The following is a 25,407-nucleotide window of genomic DNA, read 5'->3' on the forward strand; positions in this document are numbered from 1 at the left end:
CGTCTGGTTCGTTCCCGGTTCGTTTCGCCGCTTAGAGCGTGAACCGCTTCACCGTCGTCCCCGCGACAGTCAAGTTCGAATCGGACGCCGCCGCGACGATTATCTGGTTTTCCCCGTGGGAGACGTCGACCGTCGCCTCGTATTTCCCGTCTTCGGGTTCGACGAGTTCGGTCCCCTCGTCGGTCCGGACCACGACGACGGCGGCGTCGGTTTCGCCGCTGACGTAAATCGCGTCGCCGCGGAAGTCGGTGTCGACGCGAACAGACGGTCCCTCGGGTCGGTCGGATTCGAGGTAGCGCTCGGCGACGGCCGTCGGCATCTCGACCGGTTCTCCAGCGTCGATACCGTGGGCGAGACGGACGAACTGCGCCATACTCCACGCCAGTGGCGTCGCGGAGCCGGTTCCTTCGCCGAACTCCCAGTTGTAGTCGGTCTCTTGGTCGCGGTCCCACACCTGCTCGGCGAGCATCCGGCCGCTGTTGGCGAACGCCGCCATCGTCTTGAGCAGGTTTTCGGGCGCTAGCGGTCCGCTTTCGGTGCCGGCGAGCAGTTCGTACTCGGCGCGTTCGCCGGTGAAGATAGGCCAGAGTCGTCCCTCACCTTTCGTCTCGATGGACCACGGTGCGCCCTCCTCGTCGCCGCCTTGCTCACCGTAGCCGTCGCCGTTGTAGCGGTAGAAGGCGGGGCCGTACGGCGTGTCGACGCGAATCGTCTCGTCGACTTCGGTCACCGAGTTGCGAACCACCTCGTCGTCCCACGGCTTGATGCCGAGGCGCGTGAGTTCGAGGAATCCGCCGTCGATGATTTCACGCTCGTCGAGCGTCGGCCCCGCGTTCGCCAGCGTTCGCAGGTGGCCTGCTTCGGGGTCGCCGTCACGGGTCACCCGAACGTAGTACGGCGTGTGCGTGTGGAGTTCGGTTCCCGTTTCTGTCGCAGTCCACTTCTCGACGTTGGCGGTCCAGTCGTCGGCGAACGCCAACCAGACCAGCGCATCGTCGGTTCGGCCCTCGTCGGTCGCGATGGCGGCCGCACAGACGAGACCCGCGATTTCGGCGGCGATAGACGACGGCGAGTAGCCCGCCTCCTCCTCCCAGCGCTCCTGTGCAGTTGCGGGACCGTTGCGCGCAACGTAGTCCGCCGAGCGCTTGACGTTGACGTACTCGTAGTCGGTGTCCTCGAAGCGAAGACCGTCCTCGAACAACTGGTACGCCATCACCTGCGGGAACGAGATGTTGTCTATCTGCTCGCCGCCCCAGCGGGTGCGGCCGTCGAGATAGGAGTTCTGCGGGATGAACCCGTGGTCGTCCTGCTGGTAGTTGTAGATGTACGCCAGCGCGTCTTCGGCCGTTTCGAGGTCGCCGACGGCCTCGAACACGGTGAACACTTGGTAGAGGTCACGCGACCAGACGAAGTTGTAGCCGTAGCCTTTCGCCTCCTCGGCGCTGACCGCCTCGCCCCACGGTACCGAAGGTGAGGCGATACCCGCACCCAAGAACGTCTTGTCCTCGACGGCGCGAAGCCCCATGAGACAGCTCTTGTACTGCGCTCTGAGGTCGTCGTCGTCGACGACGCTCGCGGGCAACTCCTTCGGTTCGAGGAACCGCTCCCACGAGTCGAGATACGCCGCTCGAACCGTCTCGTAGCCGCGGGTCAGCGCGCCTGCCGCCTCACCGAGCGCTGCGGCCGTGTCGGCGTTCTCACCGAAGCCGAGCGCGAGCGTCTCCGTGAGGTCGGTTCCGATGCCGACCCGGCCCACGAGGACGATGTTCTCGTCGTCGACGCGCGAGTGCGACTCGGGTTGCTCACCGCCCGAGAACAGTCCGTGAAGATACTCCGAACCAGCGACGCCGACGGTGGCCCACTCGAAGCGGTTCGCCGCCGCGAGCGCCAGTGCGACGCTGTACGGTTCGCCCTCTGCGTCGGTGAGCAGCGGGTCGCCAACGTCGTACGCACCGGCGTCGCGGGCGACGAGGTGGTAGCTGCCGGGTTTGCCGAGTCGCATCCCTCGGTCTTTCGCCCCGGTGTTGGTCAGCGAACTGTCCGCGACGGTGTACAACTGGTACTCGTGGCCGTCTTGGGCCTCGAACGAGACGTCGACCACCAGCGCGTCGTGTTCGGGGTCGGCGGCGTACTCAACGACGAGTTCCCACTCGTGGCCACGGCCGTCGCCGCGTTCGGCGACCGTGTGGCGGAACACCAGTGCGTCCTCCTCGACGATTTCGGCACGCCGTTCTATCGTCTCGGCGGCGTCGTCGCGGCGCGTCTCGTTGTACGTCCTCGCCGTGTAACTCGACTCCTCGTCGGCGTCGACGACGAGGAAATCGAGCGTCCGCAGGTTCATCAGGTCGACGCGTGGGAAGCGAACCTCCGTCAGCGCGCCTTCGGTGAGCGTAAACCAGACGCGGGAGGGGTCCTCGCTGCCGTGGTCGGCGACGGTGCCGACGCCGTACTTCTCGCCGGTGGTCCACCGCGGCCACTCCTCGGGACCCGAGGGCGCGGGTGTACTCACCGGAAGCGCGTCGACTTCGCGGAGAAGCGCCGTCGTCACGAGTCGCAGCGAGTGCGACCACCCGAGCGGAGTGGCGCTGTCGAACGTCCCGTCGTCGAACACCTGCTCTGCGAGATAGCCGGCCTCGGTGGCGAAGGGACCCTCGGGCAACAGGAGTTCGTACAGTCCTTCCGCGCGCACGAGGAACGCCTCGCCGTCGAAGCCGAAGCGACCCAGAAGCACCGCCAGTTTGACTGCGGCGTTGGCTCCCCACGCCGTCGACACCGACCACACCTTCGGCGGTTCTTGGTCGCCGCGTCGCCACGTGTCGTCCTCGAAGCGGACGAGACCAGCGACGGGCGTTCCCTCGGGGTTTCGGTAGAGGCCGTCGAGCGTCTCGCCGACGTGGTCGCGAAGTCGGTCGAGTTCCCTATCGTCGAGGTCGGTGAGGTGACCGTACTCGTCGAAGGCGTCCACGAGCGCCAGCGTACTGGAGTCGAGTCGGGGGTCGTGATGTTTGCCGTCGAGACGGAGCGCGTAGTGGCCCTCGTCTTCCAGCCAGAGGTCGTCGAGGCCCGCTGCGACCGCCTCGGCTTGCGACTCCGCGTGGTCGCAGAGGTCGTCTGTGACCGGCGCGCGCGCGACGGCGGCGTACGCTTCGAGGAACGTCGCGGCCGTGTGCGTGAAGCGTCCACTCATGTTCTCCCAGGCGTTCTGACAGCGAATCGGGAGGCCGTCGTCGCCGAGCGTCTCGTCCATCGCGGTCACCGCGCGGTCGATACTCTCTCGAACTTTTCGGCGTTCGGCGGAACTCAGCCGTCTGCCGCGCTTTCGTAGGTACGTGGCGAGATACAGCGTGACGCTCGCGGTCTGGTCGGCTTGGTACTCGTCGCTGTCGCCGCCTTCGACGCGGCCGTGTGCCCACCCCGGCGCGAGCGACCCGTCGACGGCCCAGACGCGGTGCGCCCACGACCCGTCGTCCTGCTGGGTGTCACAGAGGAAGCCGACGCTCCGCTGGAGTTGGTCGTCGACGTCTAAATCGAGCAGTTCGTCGCTTTCGAGCAGGTTCGCGGCGACTTCGGCGTCGTCGCGGAACCACGTGTAGCCGTACCCGCCCGAATGCGCGTAGAACGGGTCGAACTCCGGTCCGGCGATGTGTGCGCCCGTCGGCGCGGTCAGAAGTGACAGCGCCCGGAGGTCAGAACGGACGACGCGGGCGTTCGGCGCGCCGTCGGGGACGTACACTTCGGCGCGCATCCGGCCTGCTTCGCGCAAATCGTCGGCCGTCGCGTGCGAGAGCGCACAGTCGCTGAGGTCCGCCAGCGCCTGCTCGCGAGTCAACTCGTTGTGGTCGGACAGTTGCGTGACGTACGTGGTTCGGGCGGCGCGGCCCTCGCGTTCGAACGGCGCGGAGACGACGATGTCGCCGCTGAGGTGAGTGTCCTCGTAGCGGTTCAACACGGCTTCGCGGGGGAAGTCGAACGAGTCGCCCGAGAGCATCTCGTCGAAGCGTTCGGGAATCTGCCCGCGCACGTCCGTGATACCCGTCGACGCAGTGACGTAGTCGTGTTCGGTGCGGTGGAACACCTCCACGGCTTTCGTGCCGTTCGGGCCCGCCGTCTCGTGGATGAGGCGGCCGACGCGCGTCTCTCTACCCTCGGGTGCGAACGTCAGAAACGCGGTCAGATGCGCGTCTGCAGGTATCGCGCCGCGGAGTTCGACGTGCGTGACGTGTGCTCGGCCGAGCGTGAGGTCGTACTGGTGGACGGTGTACGCGCCCGCGTCGTACTCGGTCTCGACGACGTTCGTCTCGCGGTAGTAGTGTTGACGGACGGCGTCGAGTTCGTCGAACCAACGCGTTCCGTCGTCGGTTTCGATGCCGAAACGCGACCGGTCGATACCGTAAAGCCCGGAAAGTGAAGACGAATAATCTCGGAGGCGTCCGCGGGGGTCGACGTAGACCAAACGGTCTCCGTGCGCCGAAAAGGCCCCGTTCGCGGTCGGACACTCCTCCGGAAAACGCGCGCCACGATTTCGCTTGTAATCGTTCAACGCGGTTCGGAGTCTCATGGAGGAGAAGCGAGACGAAATAGCATAAGCGTTGGTGGCAGTCGCTCGTGGCGCAACCACGACACCTCAATTTCCCGTCACTCTTCGGGCGCGGCAACAGTTCGGACGGGCGTAAAGTCAATGTTGCCGGGTGCGATAGCACGCGTATGCACCACCCAGGTCCGCCGCGATTCACTGCGGCTGGACGAACGCTCGAACTCGCACCGACCGACCCAGACCCCGACGCGACGTACCGCTGGCGCGTCGAATCCGCACCGCTCACCAGTGACGTCTCGCTCGGCGACGACCCCGTCGAGTTCATCACGCCCGACGCGCCCGGCACGTACGTCGTCGAACTCGACGCACCCGACGGCACGCACCGACAGACGATTCGCGCGTTCCCCGGCGAACTCGCGCCCGCCGGAACCGGCGGCGGCGTGAGCGGGATGAGCGGCTTCGCTAGCGGCTCCGCGCGGCCGACCGGACAGAGCGGCGACGTTACCGGTTCCGGGTCGGGCGCTGGCTCCGGCGGTGGCGATGGCGGCGGCCGACCACGAATCCAACTGCACGGCGCAGTCGAAGGCGACACCGTCGTTATCCGCGCGGACCCGCAGACGAACCCCAACAGCAACAAACCGCGCGAGTCGCTCGACGTGGAGTTCCTCGTCGACGACCGCGACGACCTCAGCCAGCGAGACGTGACCGTCGACGGCTGGGAGCTTCGGATTCCTGTCTCGGCGCTGCCGAAACTCACGCGCGTTCACGCCGTCGCCGTCGGCGAGTCCTACAGCGTCCCCGACGCCGTCGCCATCGAACGCGGCGAAATCTCCTCGTCCGGTCGCGTCGACGTCGAGGGCCACTCCTCGGCGGACGCCGACGCCGACATCTCCATCGTCCGCTTGAACGACCCGCCGGCGTGGTCGACGGACGTGACGCTGTACGAGATTTACGTCCGCGGGTTCGCCTCCGACGACGAGGAGGCAGACAACACGTTCGAGGCGCTCACGAAGCGACTCGACTACCTCGAAGAACTGGGCGTCGACTGCCTGTGGCTGACGCCCGTGTTGCAGAACGACGACGCGCCACACGGCTACAACATCACCGACTTCTTCGACATCGCCGAGGACCTCGGCACGCGCGAGGAGTACGAGAAGTTCGTCGACGCCGCCCACGACCACGGGATGAAAGTGTTGTTCGACCTCGTGCTCAACCACTCGGCGCGTCAGCATCCGTTCTACGAGGACGCGTACAAGAATCCGGAGTCGGAGTACTACGACTGGTACGAGTGGCAAGAGAGCGGCGAACCCGGAACCTACTTCGACTGGGAGAAAATCGCCAACTTCGACTTCACGAACCTCGAAGTCAGACGACACCTGCTCGACGCCGTGGACACGTGGGCCGAAATCGCCGACGGGTTCCGCTGTGACATGGCGTGGGCCGTCTCACGCCCGTTCTGGACGGAACTCCACGAACGCCTCAAGACGCGCGACCCCGAGTTCCTGCTCCTCGACGAGACGATTCCGTACATCGCGGATTTCCACGACCTGGCGTTCGACATGCATTTCGACACGACGCTGTACTTCACGCTCCGGCAGGTCGGTCGCGGCGCTGAACCCGCCGAGGCCATCCTCGACGCCGTCGAACAGCGCACCGAAGTCGGCTTCCCCGACCACGCGTCGTTCATGCTCTACCTCGAAAATCACGACGAGACTCGATACATCGTCGAGTGCGGCGACCCTGAGGCGTACGCCGCGGGCGCGGCGCTGTTCACGCTGCCGGGCGTCCCGATGCTGTACGGCGGCCAGGAACTCGGTCAACTGGGCCGACGCGACGCCCTCGCGTGGGAACACGCGAACGAAGACCTCAGAGCGTACTACGAGTCGCTCATCGACACGCGCAACGAGACGGACGCACTGCGCTACGACGGCGAGTTCAGCCGTATCGACTACGAGGCCGAGTCGGACCGCGTCGTCGCGTTCGCCCGCGAGGATGGACAGAAGTACGTCGTCGCGTTGAACTTCGGCGCGGAACCGGCGCCCGTCGAGTTCGGCGTCTCCGTCGAGAACCACGACGTCGTCTCCGGCGAGAGGCTCGAAGCCGACGAACACGGCCTGTACGTCGACCACGTCGCGGTCCTCCCGGTGGACGAGTGACGAGCGATGAGTGAACAGACGCCCGCGCGGTTGCTCTCCGACGAGACGGCCGAGCTACTCGCGTGGCACGAAAGCGTCGAAGACCGCCACGACGACCCGTTCGAGGCCGCGAAAGAACTCGTCACGCGTCTCGGTGCACACGTCGTCGGCGACAGAGACCACCACGCGTCGCCCGCCGAAGCGGGCCGCGCCGAGTTCGGCTTCTGGACGCCCGAACTCGTCGACGACGGCGTCTCGGAGTCCGACGTTTACCTCGAACTACTGACGCCGACCGAATCGGGACACGTCGCCTTCGACACGGAGACCGAAACCCACGAGTTCCACCGCGAACGCGTTCCGCTCGAACGCAACGGCGCGTACCACTGGGGCGTCGTCGAGGGCGTCCGACCCGGCACGAAAGCGCAACTGGGGTCGCTCTATCAACTCGTCTACGAGGAAGAAAACGAGTGGCACGAGATACAGGACCCGCTGTCGGTGTCGGTGCCGTTCGGCGTGTTCGCGCCCGCGGAGGTGTACGACCTCGACCGCCTCGACGCCGTCCGCGCCGACCGCGAGTACTTCGAGGAACTGGGCACCGACGACGAACCGATTTCGACGACAGAACACGACGGCCTGCCCCGCGTCGACCCCGCGGTGAGTATGCTCGAACTCCACCCCGGCACGTCGAGCGAAGCGGGGTCCCTCGCAGGTCTCGCGCGCACGTACGAGGAAATCGGTCGCAAGTGGGAAACTGGCGAGCAACTCACGCCCGCCGAGCGCAACTTCACAGGCTACGACGCGGTGCAGGTGATGCCGGTCGAACCGCTGACCGAAAACGAAGACCGAGAGCCGTACTTCCGACCCGAGGACGCCGAACGCGCCGAATCGGACGAGAGTGAGAGAAGCGAATCCGTTTCGGTAAGCGCCGAACGCCCCGACATGATAAACTGGGGCTACGACATCGTCGTCGCCGGCTTTTCGGCGGTGAATCCCGCGATTCTCGAAACCGGCCGTCCCGACGAACTCGTCGAGTTCATCGCTACGCTCCACAACCTGCCGCGGCCGATTCGCGTCGTCTTCGACATCGCCCTCGGCCACGCCGACAACGGCGGCCTCGAACTCCTCAACGACTACTACTTCGAGGGACCGGGGATGTACGGCCAGCATCTCGACTACACCGAACCGACGGTTCGCGCGATTTTGCTGGAGATGCAGCGCCGCAAGATGGACTTCGGTGCGGATGGCATCCGCGTCGACGGCGCACAGGACTTCACCTACTACGACGAGGAGAAAGACGAGATGATTCACGACGACGCGTTCCTCACGGAGATGGACGCCGTCGTTCAAGAAGTCGGTGGAACGACCTACCGCCCGTGGATGATTTACGAGGACGGCCGCCCGTGGCCCAGAGAGGACTGGGAACTCGCTTCGACGTACCGGGCGCTCATCGAACAGCACCCCCACTCGTTTCAGTGGTCGCCCATCACGTTCGCGCACAACACGCCCGCGCTTCTCACCTTCTGGGCGACGAAGTGGTGGCGCGTCCGCGAAGTCGCCGAGTTCGGCGGCCAGTGGCTGACCGGCGTCGCCAACCACGACACCATCCGCCGGGGCACCCAAATCGATGCCTCTGCGGAGTTCAACCAGTCGCCGGTGAACCCGTATCTGGGCGAGACGCTCCCCGAGACGCTGGACGAAGCCTACGACAACGCGGCGTCGACGGCGCTCTTCCATGCATTTATGCCCGGCGTCCCGATGGACTTCGCACACGCCAACATGCGCGCACCGTGGGGATTCGTCCGCGACACGGACGCGCCGTGGAACGTGAAAGTCGTCTCCGAGGAGTCGAACTTCGTCGACTGGCAGATTCGCCCCGAGCAGTTCGAAGACGACGCGCAGTTCCAGCGACTGAAGGAACTCGGCTTCACTGACCTCGGCGACCTGCGGACGTTCATCCGGGCGCTGTCGTCGGCCGTCGAAGCGACCGATTACGACCTCGATACGATGGCGACGATGCTGCAGGCGCTCGACACGCCCTTCTCGGAGCTTTCGGCCGACGACCTCGAAGCGTTCGGCTACGCGTGGATGCGCGACGTTCACGACTTCGCCAACCTCGCGGCGCACGCCGACGAACAGGACCCCGAGCGGACGGCGTTCGACCTCGAAGTTCGGGAGTTCCGCCAGCGCCGGCCGTGGCTTCGCGCGGACCTCGCCGAAGGAGATTTCTTCGACTACCGCCACCCGACCAACGGGACAGTGCTGTACTACGGCTTCCGCGAGTCACCCGACGGCGACGAACAACTGCTGTTCGCCGCCAACATGGAAGGCGTCCCTATCGAGGTGTTCCCCGGGTCGCTCGACGTTCCCGACCTGCCGACCGGCGACTGGGAAGTCGAACTGCAGTCACTCGACGCCGAGGAGACACCCGGCGGCATCCGTCTCTCGAACGGCGACGCAGTCGTCTGGTCGCGGACGCCCTGAGTCGGACGCGGAACCGCTCTCTTTTCGTTCTGCAGTCGGATAAGCGGTCAAACGACTGAAAGTATATCAGTCGCCCGTCCGCGTTTTTTGCCATGCCCGGTATTGCGATGGTCGTCTTCTCGGTTCCGACGGCCGACGACGAAGTTCGCCTGCTCCGCGAGTACGTCTTCCCCGCGATGGACCGCCTCGACGACTCTGCCGAACTCTCCGCGGACCACCGAATCCGCGCATTCCGGTACGGTGCGGACCCCGACTTGCCCGGCGGCGAGATACGCATGGCAATCGAAGGCGAATTCGAGACCGTCGTCGACCACGAACGCGACCGGTGGAACGACCTCCGAGAGTCGTCGTTCGTCGACTCGTGGTGCGTCGAAGCCCAAGAGACGGATGCGAAAAGCATCGCCGCCGACCGATTCGCGGGTGACAGACCCGACGTCGCGGCGCACGCGCCGTTTCTCGCCACCAGCGCCGCCAAGGAGTGGTACGAGACGTTCGACGGACCGGTTCCCGCCGTCGCGGACGACGACGCTGCGGTCTCCGCCGGATGGTGGATGTTCGTCCACCTGTTCGCCAACATCCAAGGCGCAGACTGGGACGACGAGATAGACGCCCTCCTCGTCGGCATCGAGAACCGCCTTCGGTCGCTCGAAGCGTATCAAGGACCCGACAGCGCACGCGAGCGACTCGACGATATTCGAGAACGCGTCGACTCGTTCGAGACGATGCTGGATGCGTCGGATTCGGCCGTTTAGGACGTTCAAACATACTGTTTATTCTGTTCAAATGGTGTAAAATCCGTCCGGATATCTGGAGATATTTGGCGGTTGTCGTTACCTGTCGATGGAGAGTACGTCAGACGCCGTTGTATTCTATAAAGACTTATGACTGTTCAGAAAGCACGACTTTCTGGAGGTCGACAACACCGTTTGTCGTGCCATGCACTCGACAGTCGACGCGTCGACCTCACCTTTTAACCGCGAAAACAGTCTGAACAGTCGCAAAACCGGGTAACGGAGCCTCCGTGACTCCGCCCTAAATGACGACTCACGAGCGTATCGACCCGACGTGTCGCCGACTCAAATCTCAGCTATCTGAACCATCGGTCAGCGAGTCGAGCAACTGAACCGCTGGTGCTTTCGATAGCGGTTCGTTCGCATTGCCGCAGTGCGGCGACTGGACACAGGCCGGACAGCCGTCGGCGCAGTCGCAGTCGTCGATGAGACGTGCGGTCCGCTTCATCAGCGTCTCCACCTGTTCGTAGCCGCCGCGTGTGAGACCGACGCCGCCCGGATAGCCGTCGTAGATGAAGATGGTGCTCTGGCCGGTGTGGTCGTGGTACGGCGTCGAGAGGCCGCCGATGTCCGCGCGGTCACAGAGCAACGTGAGCGGGAACAGCGAAATCATCCCGTGTTCGGCGGCGTGGATGCCGCCGTTGAACCCCCAGTCGCCGGCCGCCTCGCGCATCTCGCGTTCGACGTCGCCGGGGACCGTGAAGTACAACGCTTTGGTTCGGAGAGTGGTCTCCGGCAGGTCCAACCCCTCTTGGCCGATGGCTTCGCCACGCTTCGGGTCGCGGCGCTCGAAGCCGGTTATCTGCTCCGTCATCGTCACGTCGGCGAATCGAACAGCAGTATCGGGTCGCGCCGACAGCGGTTTCTCGAAGATATCCTCGTTGACGACGATGTCCTTGTCCGTCAGCACGCGTGTGTAGTAATCCGCCCACGTCGCCTGCAACTCGGCGGTATCGCGTTCCAAATCGAGGTCGATTACTTCGTACGACTGTCCTTGATGATGGTACACCGCGCCCGGGTGTGCGTCGCGCAGTGCGTCCGAAAAGGACAGCGACGCGACCACCTCGTTTCGGTCGCGGACCACGAGGTCGATTTCGCGGCGCTCGATGGTCCGGAGACTCATCGAGTGTTGGGGACTCCCCTCGCCGCTGTGAATCCACCTCGTTCCCTGCGCCGTGTCGCGGCGGTCCAGTCGGCCCGAGGATTCGAGGTCGGAGACGATATCGGGGTACGGCGGCCCAAACACGCGTTCGTCGTCGACGGAAAGCCAGTTTTCGGCCGCCGCGGAGGCGACGTGGTCAGGGAGCAGTTCGGTGTTTTCGGGGTCCGACGCCGCTTTTTCGGGATTTCCTTCGAACAACTCGTCGGGGTTCCGCAGCAGATACTGGTCGAGTTGGTCCTCGCCGCCGACGAGAACGACCAGTGCCGCGTCCGAACCGCGGCCTGCCCGCCCCGCCTGCTGGAACGCCGACATCCGCGTGCCGGGGTAGCCATCGAGGATGACGGCGTCGAGTCCGCCGACGTCGACGCCGAGTTCGAGTGCGTTCGTACTCCACACACCCCTGAGGTCGCCGTCGTGCAACCGCGATTCGATATCCCTTCGAGTGTCGTGCTTGAGCGACGCCTGATACGCTTGCACTCGTCGCGCGAGGTCACGCTCTCCGCGCCGACGGAGTTCCTTGCTGCTGTCGGTCGCGTACCGCTCGGCGGCCTGCCGGGCGCGGGTGAACGCCAGCGTCTGGTAGTCGTTGGCCACCAAATCGACGAACAGGCTCTTCGTCTCGGTGTGATTGGACTTGCGTCGCCCGCTTTTTTGACCCTGACTTTCGTACTCCGGCGGGTTCCACAGCACCCAGTGTTTCTCGCCCGTCGCCGCGGTATCTTCGTCGACCAACGCGAACGACGATTCCTCCTGCCCGGTGATGCGTGCGGCGTGTTCGACGGGGTTGCCGATGGTCGCCGAACAGCAGACGAACTGCGGGTCCGCGTCGAACCGCTCGCAGATGCGGTTGAGTCGCCGGAGCGTCAACGCGACGTGGCTGCCGAAAACGCCTCGATTGCCGTGAACCTCGTCGATAACGACCGTCTCCAGCGAGGAGAAAAACCACTCCCAGAGCCGGTGTGAGTGCGGCAACAGCGCGTAATGAAGCATGTCGGGGTTCGACAGCAACACGGTCGGTGCGCGGTCCCGTACGTCTCGTTTTTCGGACTGTGAGAGCCGGCCGGTGTACTGCGCGACCGAGACGCGACTGCCGAAGCCGAGGTCCCGAGCGAGTTCCTCTAAGGTTTCGGCTTGGTCTGCGACGAGTGCGTTCTGCGGACCGAGATACAGCGTCCGTCCGCCGTGGTCCATCGCGCGCTCGAACGCCGGCACAGTGTACGCGAGACTCTTCCCGCTCGCGGTCTGTGTTGCCAAGACGACGTTTTTCCCGTCTCTAACGGCGTCGACCGCTTCGGCCTGGTGGCGGTAGAGACGGTCGATGCCTCGGGATTCGAGCGCCGACTGGAGTCTGGGTTCGAGGTCGATATCGGCGAACTCGGGGTTCCGCGCCGGGACCGTCCGGTGGTCGGCTATCTGTCCCTGATAGTACGGCCGGTCCCGAAGCCACCCGATGAACTCGTCCACACTCGCGGTCGGTGGCCGACGCGCCTAACGGTTGCGGTGGTCTCCCTCTGAGACCGCTATCTCGACCGTCTGTCGGCCTTCTACGTACCGTTTCAGTGCGCGGTTCATCTCGTCGAATCCGTCTACCAGTCGGTCGCCGAGGCGGTCGACGACGACGTCCGCGAGCGCACCGCGGAACCACTCGCGCTGGGTAAATCGGGTCCTCTCACCCTTGGGGTCGAGCCGAAACGCGTGTTCGGCGTCGATGACGCCCGGAATCGGCGGTTCGGTCGTCCACCGCAGTTCCCGCTCGGGGACGACGGCGCTCACGACGGGTCGGGTGAACACCGGCGGCATCCGTCGCTGCGTGAGCAGGACGTTCAGTCGCCCACCGACTTCCGGCCGCCCTCTGATGCGTCGAACCAGCGGGTTCCACGCGCCGTACTCCTCGAACCCGACGAGCGCGTCCCACACCTGTTCGGGCGGCGCGTCGATGTCGATGGTGGCTTCGACCTGCCGTGTCATCGCCGCGGGTTAGGACCGAAGAGACATAGACTCCTCGCCGAAGGCGGTGGTCAACGGGGTTTTGTTCCGCCGGTCCTAACCTCAAATATGGCCGATTACGACGCGGTGCTCATCTACGACGGCGAGTGTCCGTACTGCTCCGTCGCCGCCCGCGCGCTCCGTCGACTCGACGATATCGGCGCGATTTCGTGGTACGACGACGCCGCCCAAGACGCCTTGGAGGCGCAGTTCGGCGACACGCCGTTTGCGATGGTGCTCGTCGACGCCCGCCGAGGTCGTGCGTACGCCGGTCGCTCCGCGGCCGAAGAACTCGCCGACAGAGCGGGAACTCCCGATATCGTCAGTTCGCTCGTCGGCGACAACTACGACCGCATCGCCGCTGCCGTCGGCGCGGCCAGCGACCGCGGTCGCGACCCTGCCGACGTTCACGACATCTACCCGTTGACCGACGAAGCGCGCGAACAGTTCGAGGCGCTCGTCGCCGCCGCAGCGGACCGTCCCGAAGAACTGGAGTCGGCGTGACCGACGACCCCGGGAGGAACCGGAACGGAGCGAACGTCGAGGAGACCGATTCCGGCGACATCGACGCCGACGAAACAGCTATCGGCGGCACGTACACGCTCGTCGTCGAACTGACAAGCGATATTCGGCTGAAAGTCGGTGCGCTCGGTGCCGTCGACGTGCTCGCCGGCGGCTACACCTACACGGGCAGCGCGCTCGGCACCGGCGGGTTCGCTCGTGTCGATAGACACCGCGAGGTGGCTTCCGGCGAGCGAGACGTTCGCCACTGGCACGTCGACTACCTGCTCGGCCATCCAGAAGCGTCGGTGCGCGACGTCGTCACCACGCCGCGAGACGTCGAGTGCGCCGTCGCGGCCGCACTCGGTGACGGACCGATACCCGGCTTCGGGTCGTCGGACTGTGAGTGTACGTCGCATCTCGCGCGGTGGCCGACCGTCGACGCCGCTCGGCGGGCAGCGATGCGAGCGCACCAAGATGCTGTGGGCTCGGAGAAATGAATCGATGAGACATCGGGAGAAACGGTGACCGGCGGGCAATCCGGGCAGGTTTGCGCGCCAGTCGAACCGAAATCTCCCCCCCGTCGGCCACCAGTCCGGGCAGAGCCGGTAGCCGACGAAATGCCGGTTGTCAGAGGCACCCCGGCATCGAATGCTACGAGAGGGGGTGTATTTACATCACCTGTCGTTGGTTCTCTGCATTCGGCGACAGTAAATATATAAATCCGTCGGTCTTTTATATACTATATGTCGCATCCGAACGCTTTTGTTTATCGTCCGGGCTTCACTACCTGATGAGTCAGTTGGGTCCCTCAGAGATAATGGCGGCCGTCGCTCGGCGCGGGAACGTCCTCCGCGCACTCGACGAGGGGACCCGAAAGGCAGAACTGGTCACACAGCTCTCAGTCTCGCGTTCGACGGTCGATAGAGCGATTCGAGAACTCGAAGGACAGGGACTGGTCGAGCGAACCGACAACGGCTACCGACGGACGCTCGCCGGCGAACTCGTCCTCACCGAGTACGACTCGTTTACGTCGCGTCTCGACGGTATCGTCGAATCGTTGGACGCACTCGACACCCTCCACCCGAACACCGAGTTCGAGACGGCATTTCTGAACGGCGCTGACGTCGTCTACGCCGAGAAACACTCCCCACACGAACCGGTCACCCGCTACGGTGAGGTGGTCTCCGGGGCCAACCGCGTTCGAGCAATCGGTCCTGCAGTCCTTCCACAACAGGTCGAAATCTACCACGACCGCATCACCGACGAGGGGATGAGCGCCCAACTCGCGCTCTCCGAGGCCGTCGTCGAACGTCTCGTCTCCGTGTACGACGAGAGATTACAGGAGGCGCTCTCGACCGGCCGACTCCACATCAGACAGACGAGTTCGACCCCGCCGTACAGCCTCGTCTGCGCGGAGATGCCGACGGGTCCCAAGGTGAGTGCGCTGTTGTACGGCGACACCGGCGCGTACGCGTTCATCGGCAACGACAGTTCCGCCGCCGTCGAATGGGCCGAATCGGTGTTCGAGAAGTGGTGGACCGAGGCGACGGCTATGCCGATTCGGTCCGACCAGTAGCTCTTTCGGGTGCCCTGCGTAGATGCGCGCAGATGTTCCCACCGATGCCGTATCTGGACTGGATTGTCGGTCGACCGGCGGCCGCGACGTTCGACCTCGGCTCTAGCGACCTCCGACGAACGGCGTCCTCACCACCCTCCGAGACGGTGCCGGCCGTCCTCGACGGCATCGACGACCCACCAGCCGAGACGACGCTCGAAACACAGATTGCGACCCGCTACGGCGTCTCCGAAGACCGTGTCCTCGTCACCGCGGGTGCGACACACGCTAACTTGGTGGCCGTAGCGACTGCGCTCGGACTCGCGAGCGACGGTCCCAACACGGCCGAGTCGCCGGAGGTGCTCGTCGAACGCCCCGGCTACCAGCCACTCGTCCGAACCCCGCGGGCGTTCGGTGCGCGGGTCAGCCGGTTCGCCCGACCGGCGTCCGAGGAATACAGACTCGTCCCCGAGCGAGTGTCGGCCGCATTCGACGACGAGTTGGCGCTCGTGACGGTGACGAATCGACACAACCCGAGCGGCCGTCTCGCCCCCCGCGAGACGCTCGCCGAACTGGCCGAGAACGTCGCCGACGCGGGAGCGTACCTTCTCGTCGACGAGGTGTACGCGCCGTTCGTCTCGGCGGAAGACGGGCAGGAGACCGGACCGAACGACGGTCCGCGACCGTTCGGCGGCGTCACGGCGGCAGGGCTTCCAAACACCGTCGTCACGGGGTCGCTCACGAAGTTCTACGGACTCGGCGGACTCAAAATCGGGTGGCTCGTCGGTCCCACCGAGTTCGTCGCACGCGCTCGACAGGCGCTGCTGCACGTTCCGGCCGTCGCCTCGCCGAGTCGGGCGCTGGCCCGGCGAGCGCTCCACAACGAGGCGACTCTCACCGAACACGCACGAGCGATGTTGGCGCGAAACCACGACCGACTCGCCACGTTCGTCGCCGAGCGGTCGGACCTCTCCGGAGAAGTCCACGACGGCAGTAGCTACGCGTTCGTCTCGCACGACGCTGCTGACGGCGACGTCGTCTCGGCGGCGGCGTGGGACGCCGGCATCCTCGTCGTTCCCGGCCGGTTCTTCGACGACACCGCGTCGTTTCGACTCTCGCTCGGCCGCGCACCCGAGGAGGTCGGCGCCGGTCTCGACGCTTTCGGCGCGGTGTTGGACGAACTGTAGCCGACTAACTCAGCGCCTCGGCGAGCGTTTCGACGGGGTGCGGCGGTTCCTCGTCGGTCGCCAAATCGCCGAGTTGCGTCCGGCAGGACGCGCCCGGCGCGACGACGGTGCCACCGGTCTGTTCGACCTGCTCGGCGAGAATCCCGCCGATTTGCTCGCTCATCGAGTAGTGTTCGGCTTCGTAGCCGAACGACCCGGCCATCCCACAGCATCCCGAGTCGAGCGGTTCGACTTCGTAGCCCGCCCGTCGGAGCACGCCGACGGCGTGGTGGTCTTTCTTCGTCGCCTTCTGGTGGCAGTGGCCGTGGTAGGTGAGGAATCTGGGCGTCCCGCCGTCGGCAAAGCTCATCTCCTCGTCGAGACGGAACGTGTCGACGTACTCTAAAATGCCATAGGTCCCGGCGGCGACAACGCCGACATCGCTGTCGGGCGTCTCCTCGGGTGCGCGCTCTTCGGCTTTCGTCGGCTCCGTCGCCTCCGTGGGTGCGTCCGCGAGCAACTCGAGGTAGTCGGACTGGAACATGACGGCGTCGGAGGGTTCGACGACGACCACGTCCCAGCCGTTTCGGACGCTGGGCGCGAGTTCGGCGACGTTCGACTCGGCGATATCGGAGGCTTTGCCGAGGAACCCTTTCGAGAACGCCGGTCGACCGCTGTCGGTAACGTTGCTCGGCACTTCGACGTGGACGCCGGCGGCTTCGAGCACTCTCACGGCGGCTTTTCCGGCGTCGGGGTGGTTGAAGTTCGTGTACGTGTCGGGTACTACCAGTGCCTTTCGGCGCGCCTGCGACTCGGGGACCCGTGCCCCGCCGCGTTCGTCGAACCACGCCGCGAACGGTTGGGCGTGGAACGTCGGCAGCGTCCGGTCGGCGGCGATTCCTATCGTCTTCTCTACGAGCGTCCGCGCGCCCGGGACTTTCGTCGCCCAGTTCGACAGCGGCGCGAACCGCGACCCGAGCGACGAGAGTGTCCCGATGTTGGCGAACAGTAGGTCACGGAGGCTCGCCCCGTGGCGCTTGTGGTGTTCGTGGGTCACTTCGGCTTTGAGTTTCGCCATATCGACCTCGCTCGGGCAGTCTTTCGCACAGCCCTTACAGCCGATACAGAGGTCCATCACCTCGTGCATGAACTCCACGTCGAACTGTTCTTCCTCGCTCAATTCGCCGCTCATCGCCTGTCGGAGCATGTTCGCCCGGCCCCGCGTAGAGAGACTCTCCTCGTCGGCGGCGCGGTACGTCGGACACATCACACCCCCCACCGTCGATTGCCCGCCGCGACAACCGCCGCAGCCGTGACAGAGTTCGACCATCCCCTGCAGACCGTTCTCGTTCTCCCAGTTCAGCGCCGGGTCGAAGCCGGCGTCGAACTCGTAGTCGGGCGAAAAGCGAAGGTTCTCGGTCATATCGACGTCGCCACAGATGTTGCCCGGATTCAGAATCCAGTCGGGGTCGTACGCCGTCTTCAGGTCACGAAACACGTTCCAGAGATGGTCGCCGTACAGTTTCCGGTTCCACTGGGTGCGCGCGCGTCCGTCGCCGTGTTCGCCCGACACCGACCCGCCGTACTCGACGACGAGGTCCGTCGCGGCGTCGGCGATGGCCTCCATCTCCGCGAGTCCGTCTATCGTCTTGGTGTTCGTCAGCGGGCGGATGTGGAGAACGCCCGGGCCGGCGTGGGCGTAGTAACTGGCGAACGTGTCGTGTTCGTCGAGAATCTCCTGGAAGTCGGCGACGAACGACGGAAGATTCTCGGCGGGAATCGCGGTGTCTTCGATGTAGGCGATGTGTTTGGCGTCGGAGGTCCGAGACAGGAGGATGGGAAGCCCGGACTTGCGCATCTTCCAGAACTTCGCTATCGTGTCGGCGTCGTGGGCTTCCATCGCGGTGACGGCGTACCGCTCTTTTTCTGTTCTTTCGGTTGCGCCGGGCGAAGGGTCGGCCGTCGACAACTCCCTGTCGACTCTGTCGGCGACGAGGTCTGCGACCTGCTGGCGGCCGTGGTCGTCGTCGTCGGCGTAGAACTCGACGAGCAGGACGGAGTCGGTTCCATCGGGCAACAACCCGACTACGTCGGCGAACTCTGCGGTGTCGCGGGCGAGTGAGAGCAACACGTCGTCCATCACCTCGACGGCCGCGGGGCCGTGTTCGAGAATCGGCGCGACGTCTTCCATCGCGTCGGCGACGCTCTCGTAGGTGAGAAGCGCGACCGATTTCGTGTTCGGCACGGGTTCCAGCGAGACGGTCGCTTCGGTGACGACGGCGAGGGTTCCCTCGCTCCCGGCGAGCAGACGCGCGAGATTGACCATCCCCTCCTCGCTGTCGGGGTCGACGCCCGAGTCGTCCGGCGTGCGACGCTCGCCGCGGGCCTCGTCGACGAGCATGTCGAGGTTGTACCCCGAGACGTTGCGCTTCAACTCCGGGTAGCGCTCGTCGATTTCCTCGCTCTCCTCGTCGAGGATGCGGACGACTTCGGCGTAGATTCGTGGCAAAAGGTCGCTCTCGGGGCCGGACTCGCCCCAAGCGCTCGATTCCGGGTCGGCTTTCTCGCGGAGTTCGTCGACGGCAATCTCGCCGAATCTCGTCACGGTGCCGTCGGCGAGGACGGCTTCGACTGCTTCGACGTAGTAGTCGGTTTTGCCGTACTTCAGCGAGTGCGCGCCCGTCGAGTTGTTGCCGATAGCGCCGCCGATGGCGCTCCGGTCACCCCACGCCGGGTCGGGAGCGAACTTGAGGTCGTGCGGCGCGAGTTCGACGTTGAGTTCGCCGAGTATCGCCCCCGCCTGCGCCGTCGCCTTCTCCCCGTTCGGGTCGATAGAGACGACGCCGTCCATGTATCGACTGAAATCGAGGACGACCGCTTCGTTGACCGTCTGACCGGCGAGACTCGTCCCCCCGCCGCGCGGGAGGACGGGAATCTCGCGTTGGGCGCAGTAGCGGACGACCGCCGCTACGTCGGCAGTCGAGGTCGGAAACACCACGCCGACCGGCGTCATCTCGTAGGCTGAGGCGTCCGTCGCGTACAGCTGTCGGGTGTAACTGTCGAACCGCACGTCGCCGTCGACGCGCGACTCGAGGTCACGGACGACACCCGGTCGGTCGACGTCGTCGCTCTGATAGTCGTAGTCGGCCGCCGCATCCGCTGCGGGGTCCGCGTCCCCCGGTGAATCCTCGGGCGGAGACGGCGAGGAGTGAGATGCCATTGTCTATGTGTTGTGTGGTACCGTACTATAAACGTCGGGAGGCGGCAGGACGGTTTCCGCGTGCTCGTCGGTCGATTCTCTGCAGCTCTCTATTCGTTTCACACTCGTAACAACCGAAAACACAATGAAACCGCCCACGCTAGGTGGTGACATGAGTGCAGGCACGCTATCGACCTTCGAACAGTCCCTGCGGCGACTCGACGTCGACTCGACGCGGACCACACCCGAGGCGTTCGAGGAGACGCTCGCGTCGGTCACGCTCGACCCAGTCGTCGGCGCACCGCTGCCGTTCGACGGTTCTTCACTCCCTGACTGGATTCGGACTCGACCGACGCCCCGAGAGTTGCGCGAGGCGAAAACCGGCGTCACGGCCGCCGAACTCGCCGTCGCCGACTACGGAAGCGTCGTGATTCGCGCGACACCCGACGCTACCGAACAGGTGAGTCTCTTTCCCGACGTCCACGTCGCCGTCGTCCGCGCCGAGGACGTCGTGGCAGGAATGCCCGAGGCGTTCGAGCGCCTCGCCGAGTGGACCGCCGCTGGCGACAGTGCCGTCGTCGCCACGGGGCCGAGTGCGACGGCCGACATGGGTGCGCTCGTAAAGGGCGCACACGGACCCAAAGCCGTCCACGTGGTGGTGCTCGAATGAGTTCGACCCGTGAGGAGAAAGCGGCGAGAATCCGGCACTTCTTGGCCACCGAAGGCGACGCCGTCGCCGAAGGAACGCGAGGGTTCAACGCCGGCCGGTACGAGTCGGTCCAGAACCTCGACGAGTACGAGGAACTGAAAGACCGCGCCCGCGCCATCAAGGAGGACGCCATCGAGCGCCTGCCCGAACTCGTCGAGCAGTTACGCGAGTCGGTCGAAGCCAACGGCGGCCACCTGTACGTCGCCGACGACGCTGACGACGCCAATCGCTATATTCGGGACGTCGCCGAGAACAGAGAGGCCGAGACGCTCGTCAAGAGCAAGTCGATGACGACGGAGGAACTGGAGGTCAACGACGAACTCCAAGGAGCAGGCATCGACGTGGTGGAGACGGACCTCGGCGAGTGGGTGTTGCAACTGGCAGACGAAGCGCCCTCACACATCGTTGCGCCCGCAATCCACAAATCCCGCGAGGGAATCGCCGAGTTGTTCGAGGCGACGTTCAATCCAGAAGAGTCGCTCGAAACTGCCGAGGAACTGACGATGTTCGCCCGCGAGAAACTGGGCGAGCGTATCGCTGAGGCCGACGTGGGGATGACCGGCGCGAACTTCATCGCTGCCGACTCCGGGACTCTGATGCTCGTCACGAGCGAGGGCAACGCGAGAAAATCCGTCGTCGTCCCCGACACGCACGTCGCCGTCGCGGGCGTCGAGAAAATCGTCCCCTCGGTGACCGACTTTCAGCCGTTCGCCGAACTCATCGGCCGCTCCGGCACGGGTCAGGATATCACCTCCTATATCTCACTTTTCACGCCGCCGACCGACTCGCCGACGGTCGATTTCGAGATGCCGGACACGCCGATGGCCGACGGTGAGGTGGACCGCGAGTTCCACCTCGTCCTCGTCGACAACGGCCGGATGGCGATGCGCGAGGACGAACAGTTGAAGGAGACGCTCTACTGCATCCGGTGTTCGGCGTGTGCGAACTCCTGTGGCAACTTCCAGAGCGTCGGCGGGCACGTCTTCGGCGGTGAGACGTACTCCGGCGGCATCGCCACCGGGTGGGAAGCCGGTATCGAAGGCTTGGACACCGCCGCGGAGTTCAACGACCTCTGTACTGGGTGTTCACGCTGTGTGAACGCCTGTCCGGTGAAAATCGACATTCCGTGGATAAACACCGTCGTCAGAGACCGCATCAACCGCGGCGAGAGCGGAAAACTCGACTTCCTCGTCGAGGGGCTGACGCCCGACGCCGAACCCGGCGGCCTCGACTTAGGCAAGCGATTCTTCGGGAACTTCTCCACGATTGCGAAACTCGGGAGTGCGACCGCCCCCGTCTCGAACTGGGTGGCGGGAACGCGTCCGGCGCGGCGACTGCTGGCGAAGACGGTCGGTATCGACCCACGACGCGAACTCCCGCAGTTCCGCCGACAGACGTTCCGTGCGTGGTTCGAGGCACGAGGTGGTTCGAAAGTGCCGGCGGCGAGAGCGCGCCGGGAGGCGGTCGTCTATCCTGACTTGTACACGAACCACGTCCACGTCGAACGCGGGAAGGCGGCGGTGAATACGCTCGAAGCGCTCGGCGTCCACGTTGTCGTCCCCGACGCGCCGTCGAGTGGACGCGCACCGCTCTCGCAGGGGATGGTGTCCACGGCCGAACGCCACGCCCACGACGTGTACGCGGCGCTGGCCGAACACATCGACGCCGACAGAGACGTCGTCGTCGTCGAACCCTCCGACCTGGCGATGTTCCGCCGCGAGTACGAGAAGTTCCTCGCGCCCAAATCGTTCGAACGGCTCGACATGCACAGCTACGAGGTGATGGAGTACGTCTACGGACTGCTGTACGCCGGAGCCGAATCGACGCTTCTCACGGGGGCCGACACGCCCGGATACGACGAGTCCGACACCGGCGTCGCCTACCACAGCCACTGTCAGCAGCGGACGCTCGGCCTCGAATCGTACACCGTCGCGGTGCTCGAAGACCTCGGCTACGACGTCGTCACCTCGGAGACGGAGTGCTGCGGGATGGCCGGGTCGTTCGGCTACAAATCCGAGTACTACGAACTGAGCATGGACGTCGGCGAACCCATCCGCGAGCAGTTCGAGGCCGGCGACGTGGCCGAACGAACCGTCGTCGCCTCGGGGACCTCCTGTCTCGAACAACTGGACGCGTTGCTGTCGCGGCCAACGCAGCATCCGGTCGAACTCGTCGCACTGCGCTGAGTCGTCCCGCGGTACGTCACGTCGCCGAAGTCGTATTCTCTAGCGTAACACGACGCGCTCGGTCACTCTTCGACGATGATGCCGCCGCGCATCCCCATCGCCTTGTGCGGAGTGCAGAAGTACTGCGTCGCGCCTACTTCGTCGAACGTCTGCTCGAACGTGTGGCCTTCGTCGGCGACGAGTTCGCTTTTGAACGCACCCGCTTCGTCGACGACATCGTGAGTGCCGCCGCCACCGGTCCACTCCCAGACGACGGTCGTTCCCGGCGAGACGTGAATCGCCGTGGGTTCGAACGCGTGCGGCCCTTCGATGCCGTCCGCACCGACCATCACCGTCACTTCGCTCTCGCCGGTGTGGTCTTCGAACCCGTCGTGGTTATCGGTCGGCGCGAACCACGACTCCCAGTCCACGGACGAAGTCTCGGTTTCGGTCGCCGTCTCCGTCGGTTCGGCGGTTTCTGTCTCGGTTTCTTCGGGCGCGTCGGTCTCGGTCGACTCGTCGGTACTGCCGGTTTCGATGTCCGCCGGCGTTCCGTCGGGTTCTGCCCCACCGGTCGCACACCCCGCGAGCGCGGTGACGGCACCGACGGCGGCTGCGCCGGCCGCACGGAGGGTCGTTCGCCGCGAGACCATTGGGAGGGCGTCTTGTCGGTCGTCACTGGCTTGCTTTCGGGTCACGCCCCCACTAACGGCGTCCGGACAAAAGTCGTTCACTCCGAGATTCACCGCGTGAGAACAGTACGGCAACGAGTAACAAACCGTGATACTGACTCTTTTTGGGGTCGTCAGACGAGCGTCCGTCCGGCGTGCGACGCCGACGCTGGCGGTCTACGAACATTAAAGACCCGGGCATCCATGAGGGCGAGTATGGACGGGACGCCACAAGAAATCACGACGCTCGTCGGCCGGGAGGTCTACTCCAACAACGGCGTGTACGTCGGCGAAGTCGAAGACGTTCGCCTCGACCTCGACCAAGAGGTCGTCACGGGACTCGCACTCGCCGAACTGAACCGAGAACTCTTCGAAGGTCGTATCCAACGCGGGAAGGGCGTGCTCATCCCCTACCGCTGGGTCCGCGCCGTCGGCGACGTCATCCTCATCAACGACGTCATCGAACGCCTGAAGAAACCGGAAGACGAGACCGAAGTCGCAGTCTGAGTTAGCTGCCGTTTCCGCTCTCGCCGCCCTCGACGCCCATCGCCTGAAACAGTTTTCGTCGCACCGCCTCCTCGGTCAGTGCCAACAGCGTGTCGCGGTTGTCCTCGCTCGTCTCGATGCCGGTGAAGATGCCGAGCGGAATCTCGACGCTCGCCTGCGTGGAGTGGCCCGCCGCTTCGCCGATGTCTTTGAACGCGTCTTGGAGGATGTTGCCGATGTTCATCCGGATGTCCTTCGAGCGCGCGGCGAGGTAGATGGTGTTCTCGGCGATACCGAACACCGCAGTCGTCGTGATTCCCTCGAGATTCAGCAGGTGTTGGGCCGCCTGTGCCAGCGCCTCGCGGTCACGGATGAACCCCGCGTTCGAGACGAGGTGACTGCCCTGAACCTCGCGGTTCTGGATGGCTTCGGCGAGGACGTCGAGGGTTTCGGGCGACATCGACGGCGACTCGACCTGTTCGAGCGTGTCGTGGTTGGCGAAGGGGTACAGATACGCCGCCGCCGTCAGGTCCGCGGGCGTGGTGTCTCGCTTGAAGTCCAGCGTCTCCGCGCGAATACCGTACAGAAGCGCCGTTGCGACCTCCTCGCTGGGGCTGAGGTCGAACTCCTGGATGTACTTCGTGAGGATGGTCGACGTCGAGGAGACGTTCGGGCGCACGTCGGTGAACGTCGCGTCGAACTCCCGGTCGGGTTCGTAGTGGTCGATGAAGATGTCGATGGGAACTTCCACGTCGAAATCGCCCGACTTCATGTGGTCGACGAGTGCGACAGCGCCGTACTGTGACAATGTCCTAGCCTCGTCGCGCGACAACAGGTCGATACCGAGCAGGTTGACGAACGCTCGGTTCTCTTGGTGGCCGATGTCGCCGTTGTAGAGAATGTCGGCGTCGACGCCGTACTCCTCGGCGATTTGTTTCAGCGCAACGGCGCTGGCGATGGAGTCGGGGTCGGGGTTGTCGTGGGTGAGGATGGCCAACTCGCCGTCGGTGGCGACGAGCACGTCGGCCAACTGCCGGGCTTTGTACTCCAACTCGCCGGATTCGAGCGTGCGCAGCGCCGAGTCGGCGATGACCGTCGAGGGGTTGATGACCACGTCCGCACCGAGTTCGGTCAGTTCGTCCTCGGAGACGGGGTCGGAGGCGCGGACGACGACGAACTGGTCGCCGCCGCGTTCTCGAATCGCCGACACGGCGGCTTTGTTCGCCTCGACGTCCGACGAGAGGATGAGGACGACGTCGCGGTCCTCGATGGCCGACGCGACTTCCGGTTCCCGGATGTCCTGTATCTGCGCGTTCAAATCTTGGTCGCGGAGGGCCTCGACGCGACTCTCGTCTTTGTCGAGGATGAGAACGTCCTTTCCTCCGGCCGCGAGTTCGTCCGCGACGGCATGCCCGACGCTCCCGCATCCCAAGATAGCGTACGTAGACATCGAGGAGATGCTGACCTCAGAACTCATCAGTATCTCATCTACCCGCGGACGGCACTTAACAGCATTCGTTTGTCTCCCTGCGGACGTATCTCGGACGCGCCGCTCCGGGAACGAGAGTGACCACGAGAACACCGTGGCCTTGACACACCAGCTCTGTAACGACGGCCGTGGCGAGATGACACACAATTACACCGGCGCCACGGCCGCCGCAGAGCGAGCGAACGGACACCCGCTCGCCACCTGTATCGAAGGGTCGAGCACTCTTGAACCATCCAGCTAAATTATTGGGTATGACTAATGTTAACATGGTTCGTGTTCGGCGAGTCGCTCACGGGGGATATCCGACGAAACGCCCAAGTCTACGGCGATGTCGCCACCTCGAAAGGAAACGCCTTTTAGCGTACCCTCGAAAG

Annotated in this window: 16 protein-coding genes; 10 read left to right on the forward strand and 6 right to left on the reverse strand. The window is 64.9% G+C overall.

Annotated elements, in window-relative coordinates; genetic code table 11:
- Positions 1-31: 31 nt before the first annotated feature.
- Positions 32-4,558, reverse strand: coding sequence for a glycoside hydrolase family 15 protein (locus tag AUR64_RS01985; protein ID WP_058580277.1), 4,527 nt, complete (start codon positions 4,556-4,558; stop codon positions 32-34).
- A gap of 146 nt (positions 4,559-4,704) precedes the next feature.
- Between AUR64_RS01985 and malA the strand changes: the two genes are divergently transcribed.
- The 3 genes from malA (at position 4,705) to AUR64_RS02000 (ending at position 9,902) form a co-directional block, all read left to right on the forward strand.
- Entirely contained in the window at positions 4,705-6,690 is a 1,986-nt protein-coding gene (gene malA / locus AUR64_RS01990; protein ID WP_058580278.1) for an alpha-amylase MalA, read from the forward strand.
- Between the two features lie 6 nt (positions 6,691-6,696).
- Positions 6,697-9,150 (forward strand): glucosylglycerol hydrolase, encoded by a 2,454-nt coding sequence (gene gghA / locus AUR64_RS01995; protein WP_058580279.1) that lies wholly within the window; start codon positions 6,697-6,699, stop codon positions 9,148-9,150.
- Between the two features lie 92 nt (positions 9,151-9,242).
- The gene (locus tag AUR64_RS02000) at positions 9,243-9,902 is read left to right on the forward strand and encodes a hypothetical protein (protein ID WP_155120472.1); all 660 of its coding nucleotides are present in this window, start codon (positions 9,243-9,245) and stop codon (positions 9,900-9,902) included.
- 331 nt (positions 9,903-10,233) lie between these two features.
- Here AUR64_RS02000 and AUR64_RS02005 read toward each other — a convergent pair whose 3' ends face one another.
- Together AUR64_RS02005 and AUR64_RS02010 are read right to left on the reverse strand one after the other, a co-directional pair.
- Positions 10,234-12,567, reverse strand: coding sequence for a DEAD/DEAH box helicase (locus AUR64_RS02005; protein WP_058580281.1), 2,334 nt, complete (start codon positions 12,565-12,567; stop codon positions 10,234-10,236).
- 24 nt (positions 12,568-12,591) lie between these two features.
- Positions 12,592-13,071 carry an SRPBCC domain-containing protein gene (locus tag AUR64_RS02010; RefSeq protein ID WP_058580282.1) on the reverse strand — a complete coding sequence of 160 codons (480 nt, stop codon included), beginning with the start codon at positions 13,069-13,071 and terminating at the stop codon, positions 12,592-12,594.
- 87 nt (positions 13,072-13,158) lie between these two features.
- Between AUR64_RS02010 and AUR64_RS02015 the strand changes: the two genes are divergently transcribed.
- From AUR64_RS02015 to AUR64_RS02030, 4 genes are all read left to right on the forward strand, one after another.
- Positions 13,159-13,593, forward strand: coding sequence for a DCC1-like thiol-disulfide oxidoreductase family protein (locus AUR64_RS02015; RefSeq protein ID WP_058580283.1), 435 nt, complete (start codon positions 13,159-13,161; stop codon positions 13,591-13,593).
- An 80-nt stretch (positions 13,594-13,673) separates the two neighbouring features.
- On the forward strand, positions 13,674-14,090 hold the full coding sequence (locus tag AUR64_RS02020) for a GIY-YIG nuclease family protein (protein ID WP_082230556.1): 417 nt from the start codon (positions 13,674-13,676) through the stop codon (positions 14,088-14,090).
- A 293-nt stretch (positions 14,091-14,383) separates the two neighbouring features.
- A complete protein-coding gene (locus AUR64_RS02025; protein ID WP_071391192.1) occupies positions 14,384-15,169 on the forward strand; it encodes a helix-turn-helix transcriptional regulator in 786 nt (261 codons plus the stop codon).
- Positions 15,170-15,201: 32 nt separating this feature from the next.
- The gene (locus tag AUR64_RS02030; protein WP_058580285.1) at positions 15,202-16,335 is read left to right on the forward strand and encodes a pyridoxal phosphate-dependent aminotransferase; all 1,134 of its coding nucleotides are present in this window, start codon (positions 15,202-15,204) and stop codon (positions 16,333-16,335) included.
- Positions 16,336-16,339: 4 nt separating this feature from the next.
- Here the strand turns inward: AUR64_RS02030 and AUR64_RS02035 are convergent, their stop codons facing one another.
- On the reverse strand, positions 16,340-19,534 hold the full coding sequence (locus AUR64_RS02035) for an FAD-binding and (Fe-S)-binding domain-containing protein (RefSeq protein ID WP_058580286.1): 3,195 nt from the start codon (positions 19,532-19,534) through the stop codon (positions 16,340-16,342).
- Between the two features lie 151 nt (positions 19,535-19,685).
- Here AUR64_RS02035 and AUR64_RS02040 point away from each other — a divergent pair, with 151 nt between their 5' ends.
- Together AUR64_RS02040 and AUR64_RS02045 are read left to right on the forward strand one after the other, a co-directional pair.
- Positions 19,686-20,183, forward strand: a complete 498-nt coding sequence (locus AUR64_RS02040; protein WP_058580369.1) for a LutC/YkgG family protein — start codon at positions 19,686-19,688, stop codon at positions 20,181-20,183.
- Positions 20,180-22,408 carry an LUD domain-containing protein gene (locus AUR64_RS02045; RefSeq protein WP_058580287.1) on the forward strand — a complete coding sequence of 743 codons (2,229 nt, stop codon included), beginning with the start codon at positions 20,180-20,182 and terminating at the stop codon, positions 22,406-22,408. The genes AUR64_RS02040 and AUR64_RS02045 overlap by 4 nt, the downstream gene beginning before the upstream one ends.
- Before the next feature lie 62 nt (positions 22,409-22,470).
- On the opposite strand, the gene AUR64_RS02050 is transcribed toward AUR64_RS02045, so the two are convergent.
- Positions 22,471-23,085, reverse strand: a complete 615-nt coding sequence (locus AUR64_RS02050; RefSeq protein WP_058580288.1) for a halocyanin domain-containing protein — start codon at positions 23,083-23,085, stop codon at positions 22,471-22,473.
- A gap of 189 nt (positions 23,086-23,274) precedes the next feature.
- Between AUR64_RS02050 and AUR64_RS02055 the strand changes: the two genes are divergently transcribed.
- Complete coding sequence (locus AUR64_RS02055; protein WP_058580289.1) at positions 23,275-23,565, forward strand: PRC-barrel domain-containing protein; 291 nt, start codon at positions 23,275-23,277, stop codon at positions 23,563-23,565.
- Position 23,566: 1 nt separating this feature from the next.
- Here AUR64_RS02055 and AUR64_RS02060 read toward each other — a convergent pair whose 3' ends face one another.
- On the reverse strand, positions 23,567-25,021 hold the full coding sequence (locus tag AUR64_RS02060) for a DHH family phosphoesterase (RefSeq protein WP_058580290.1): 1,455 nt from the start codon (positions 25,019-25,021) through the stop codon (positions 23,567-23,569).
- Positions 25,022-25,407: the final 386 nt, after the last annotated feature.

This window comes from Haloprofundus marisrubri (assembly GCF_001469955.1).
In the GTDB taxonomy this organism is placed as follows: domain Archaea; phylum Halobacteriota; class Halobacteria; order Halobacteriales; family Haloferacaceae; genus Haloprofundus; species Haloprofundus marisrubri.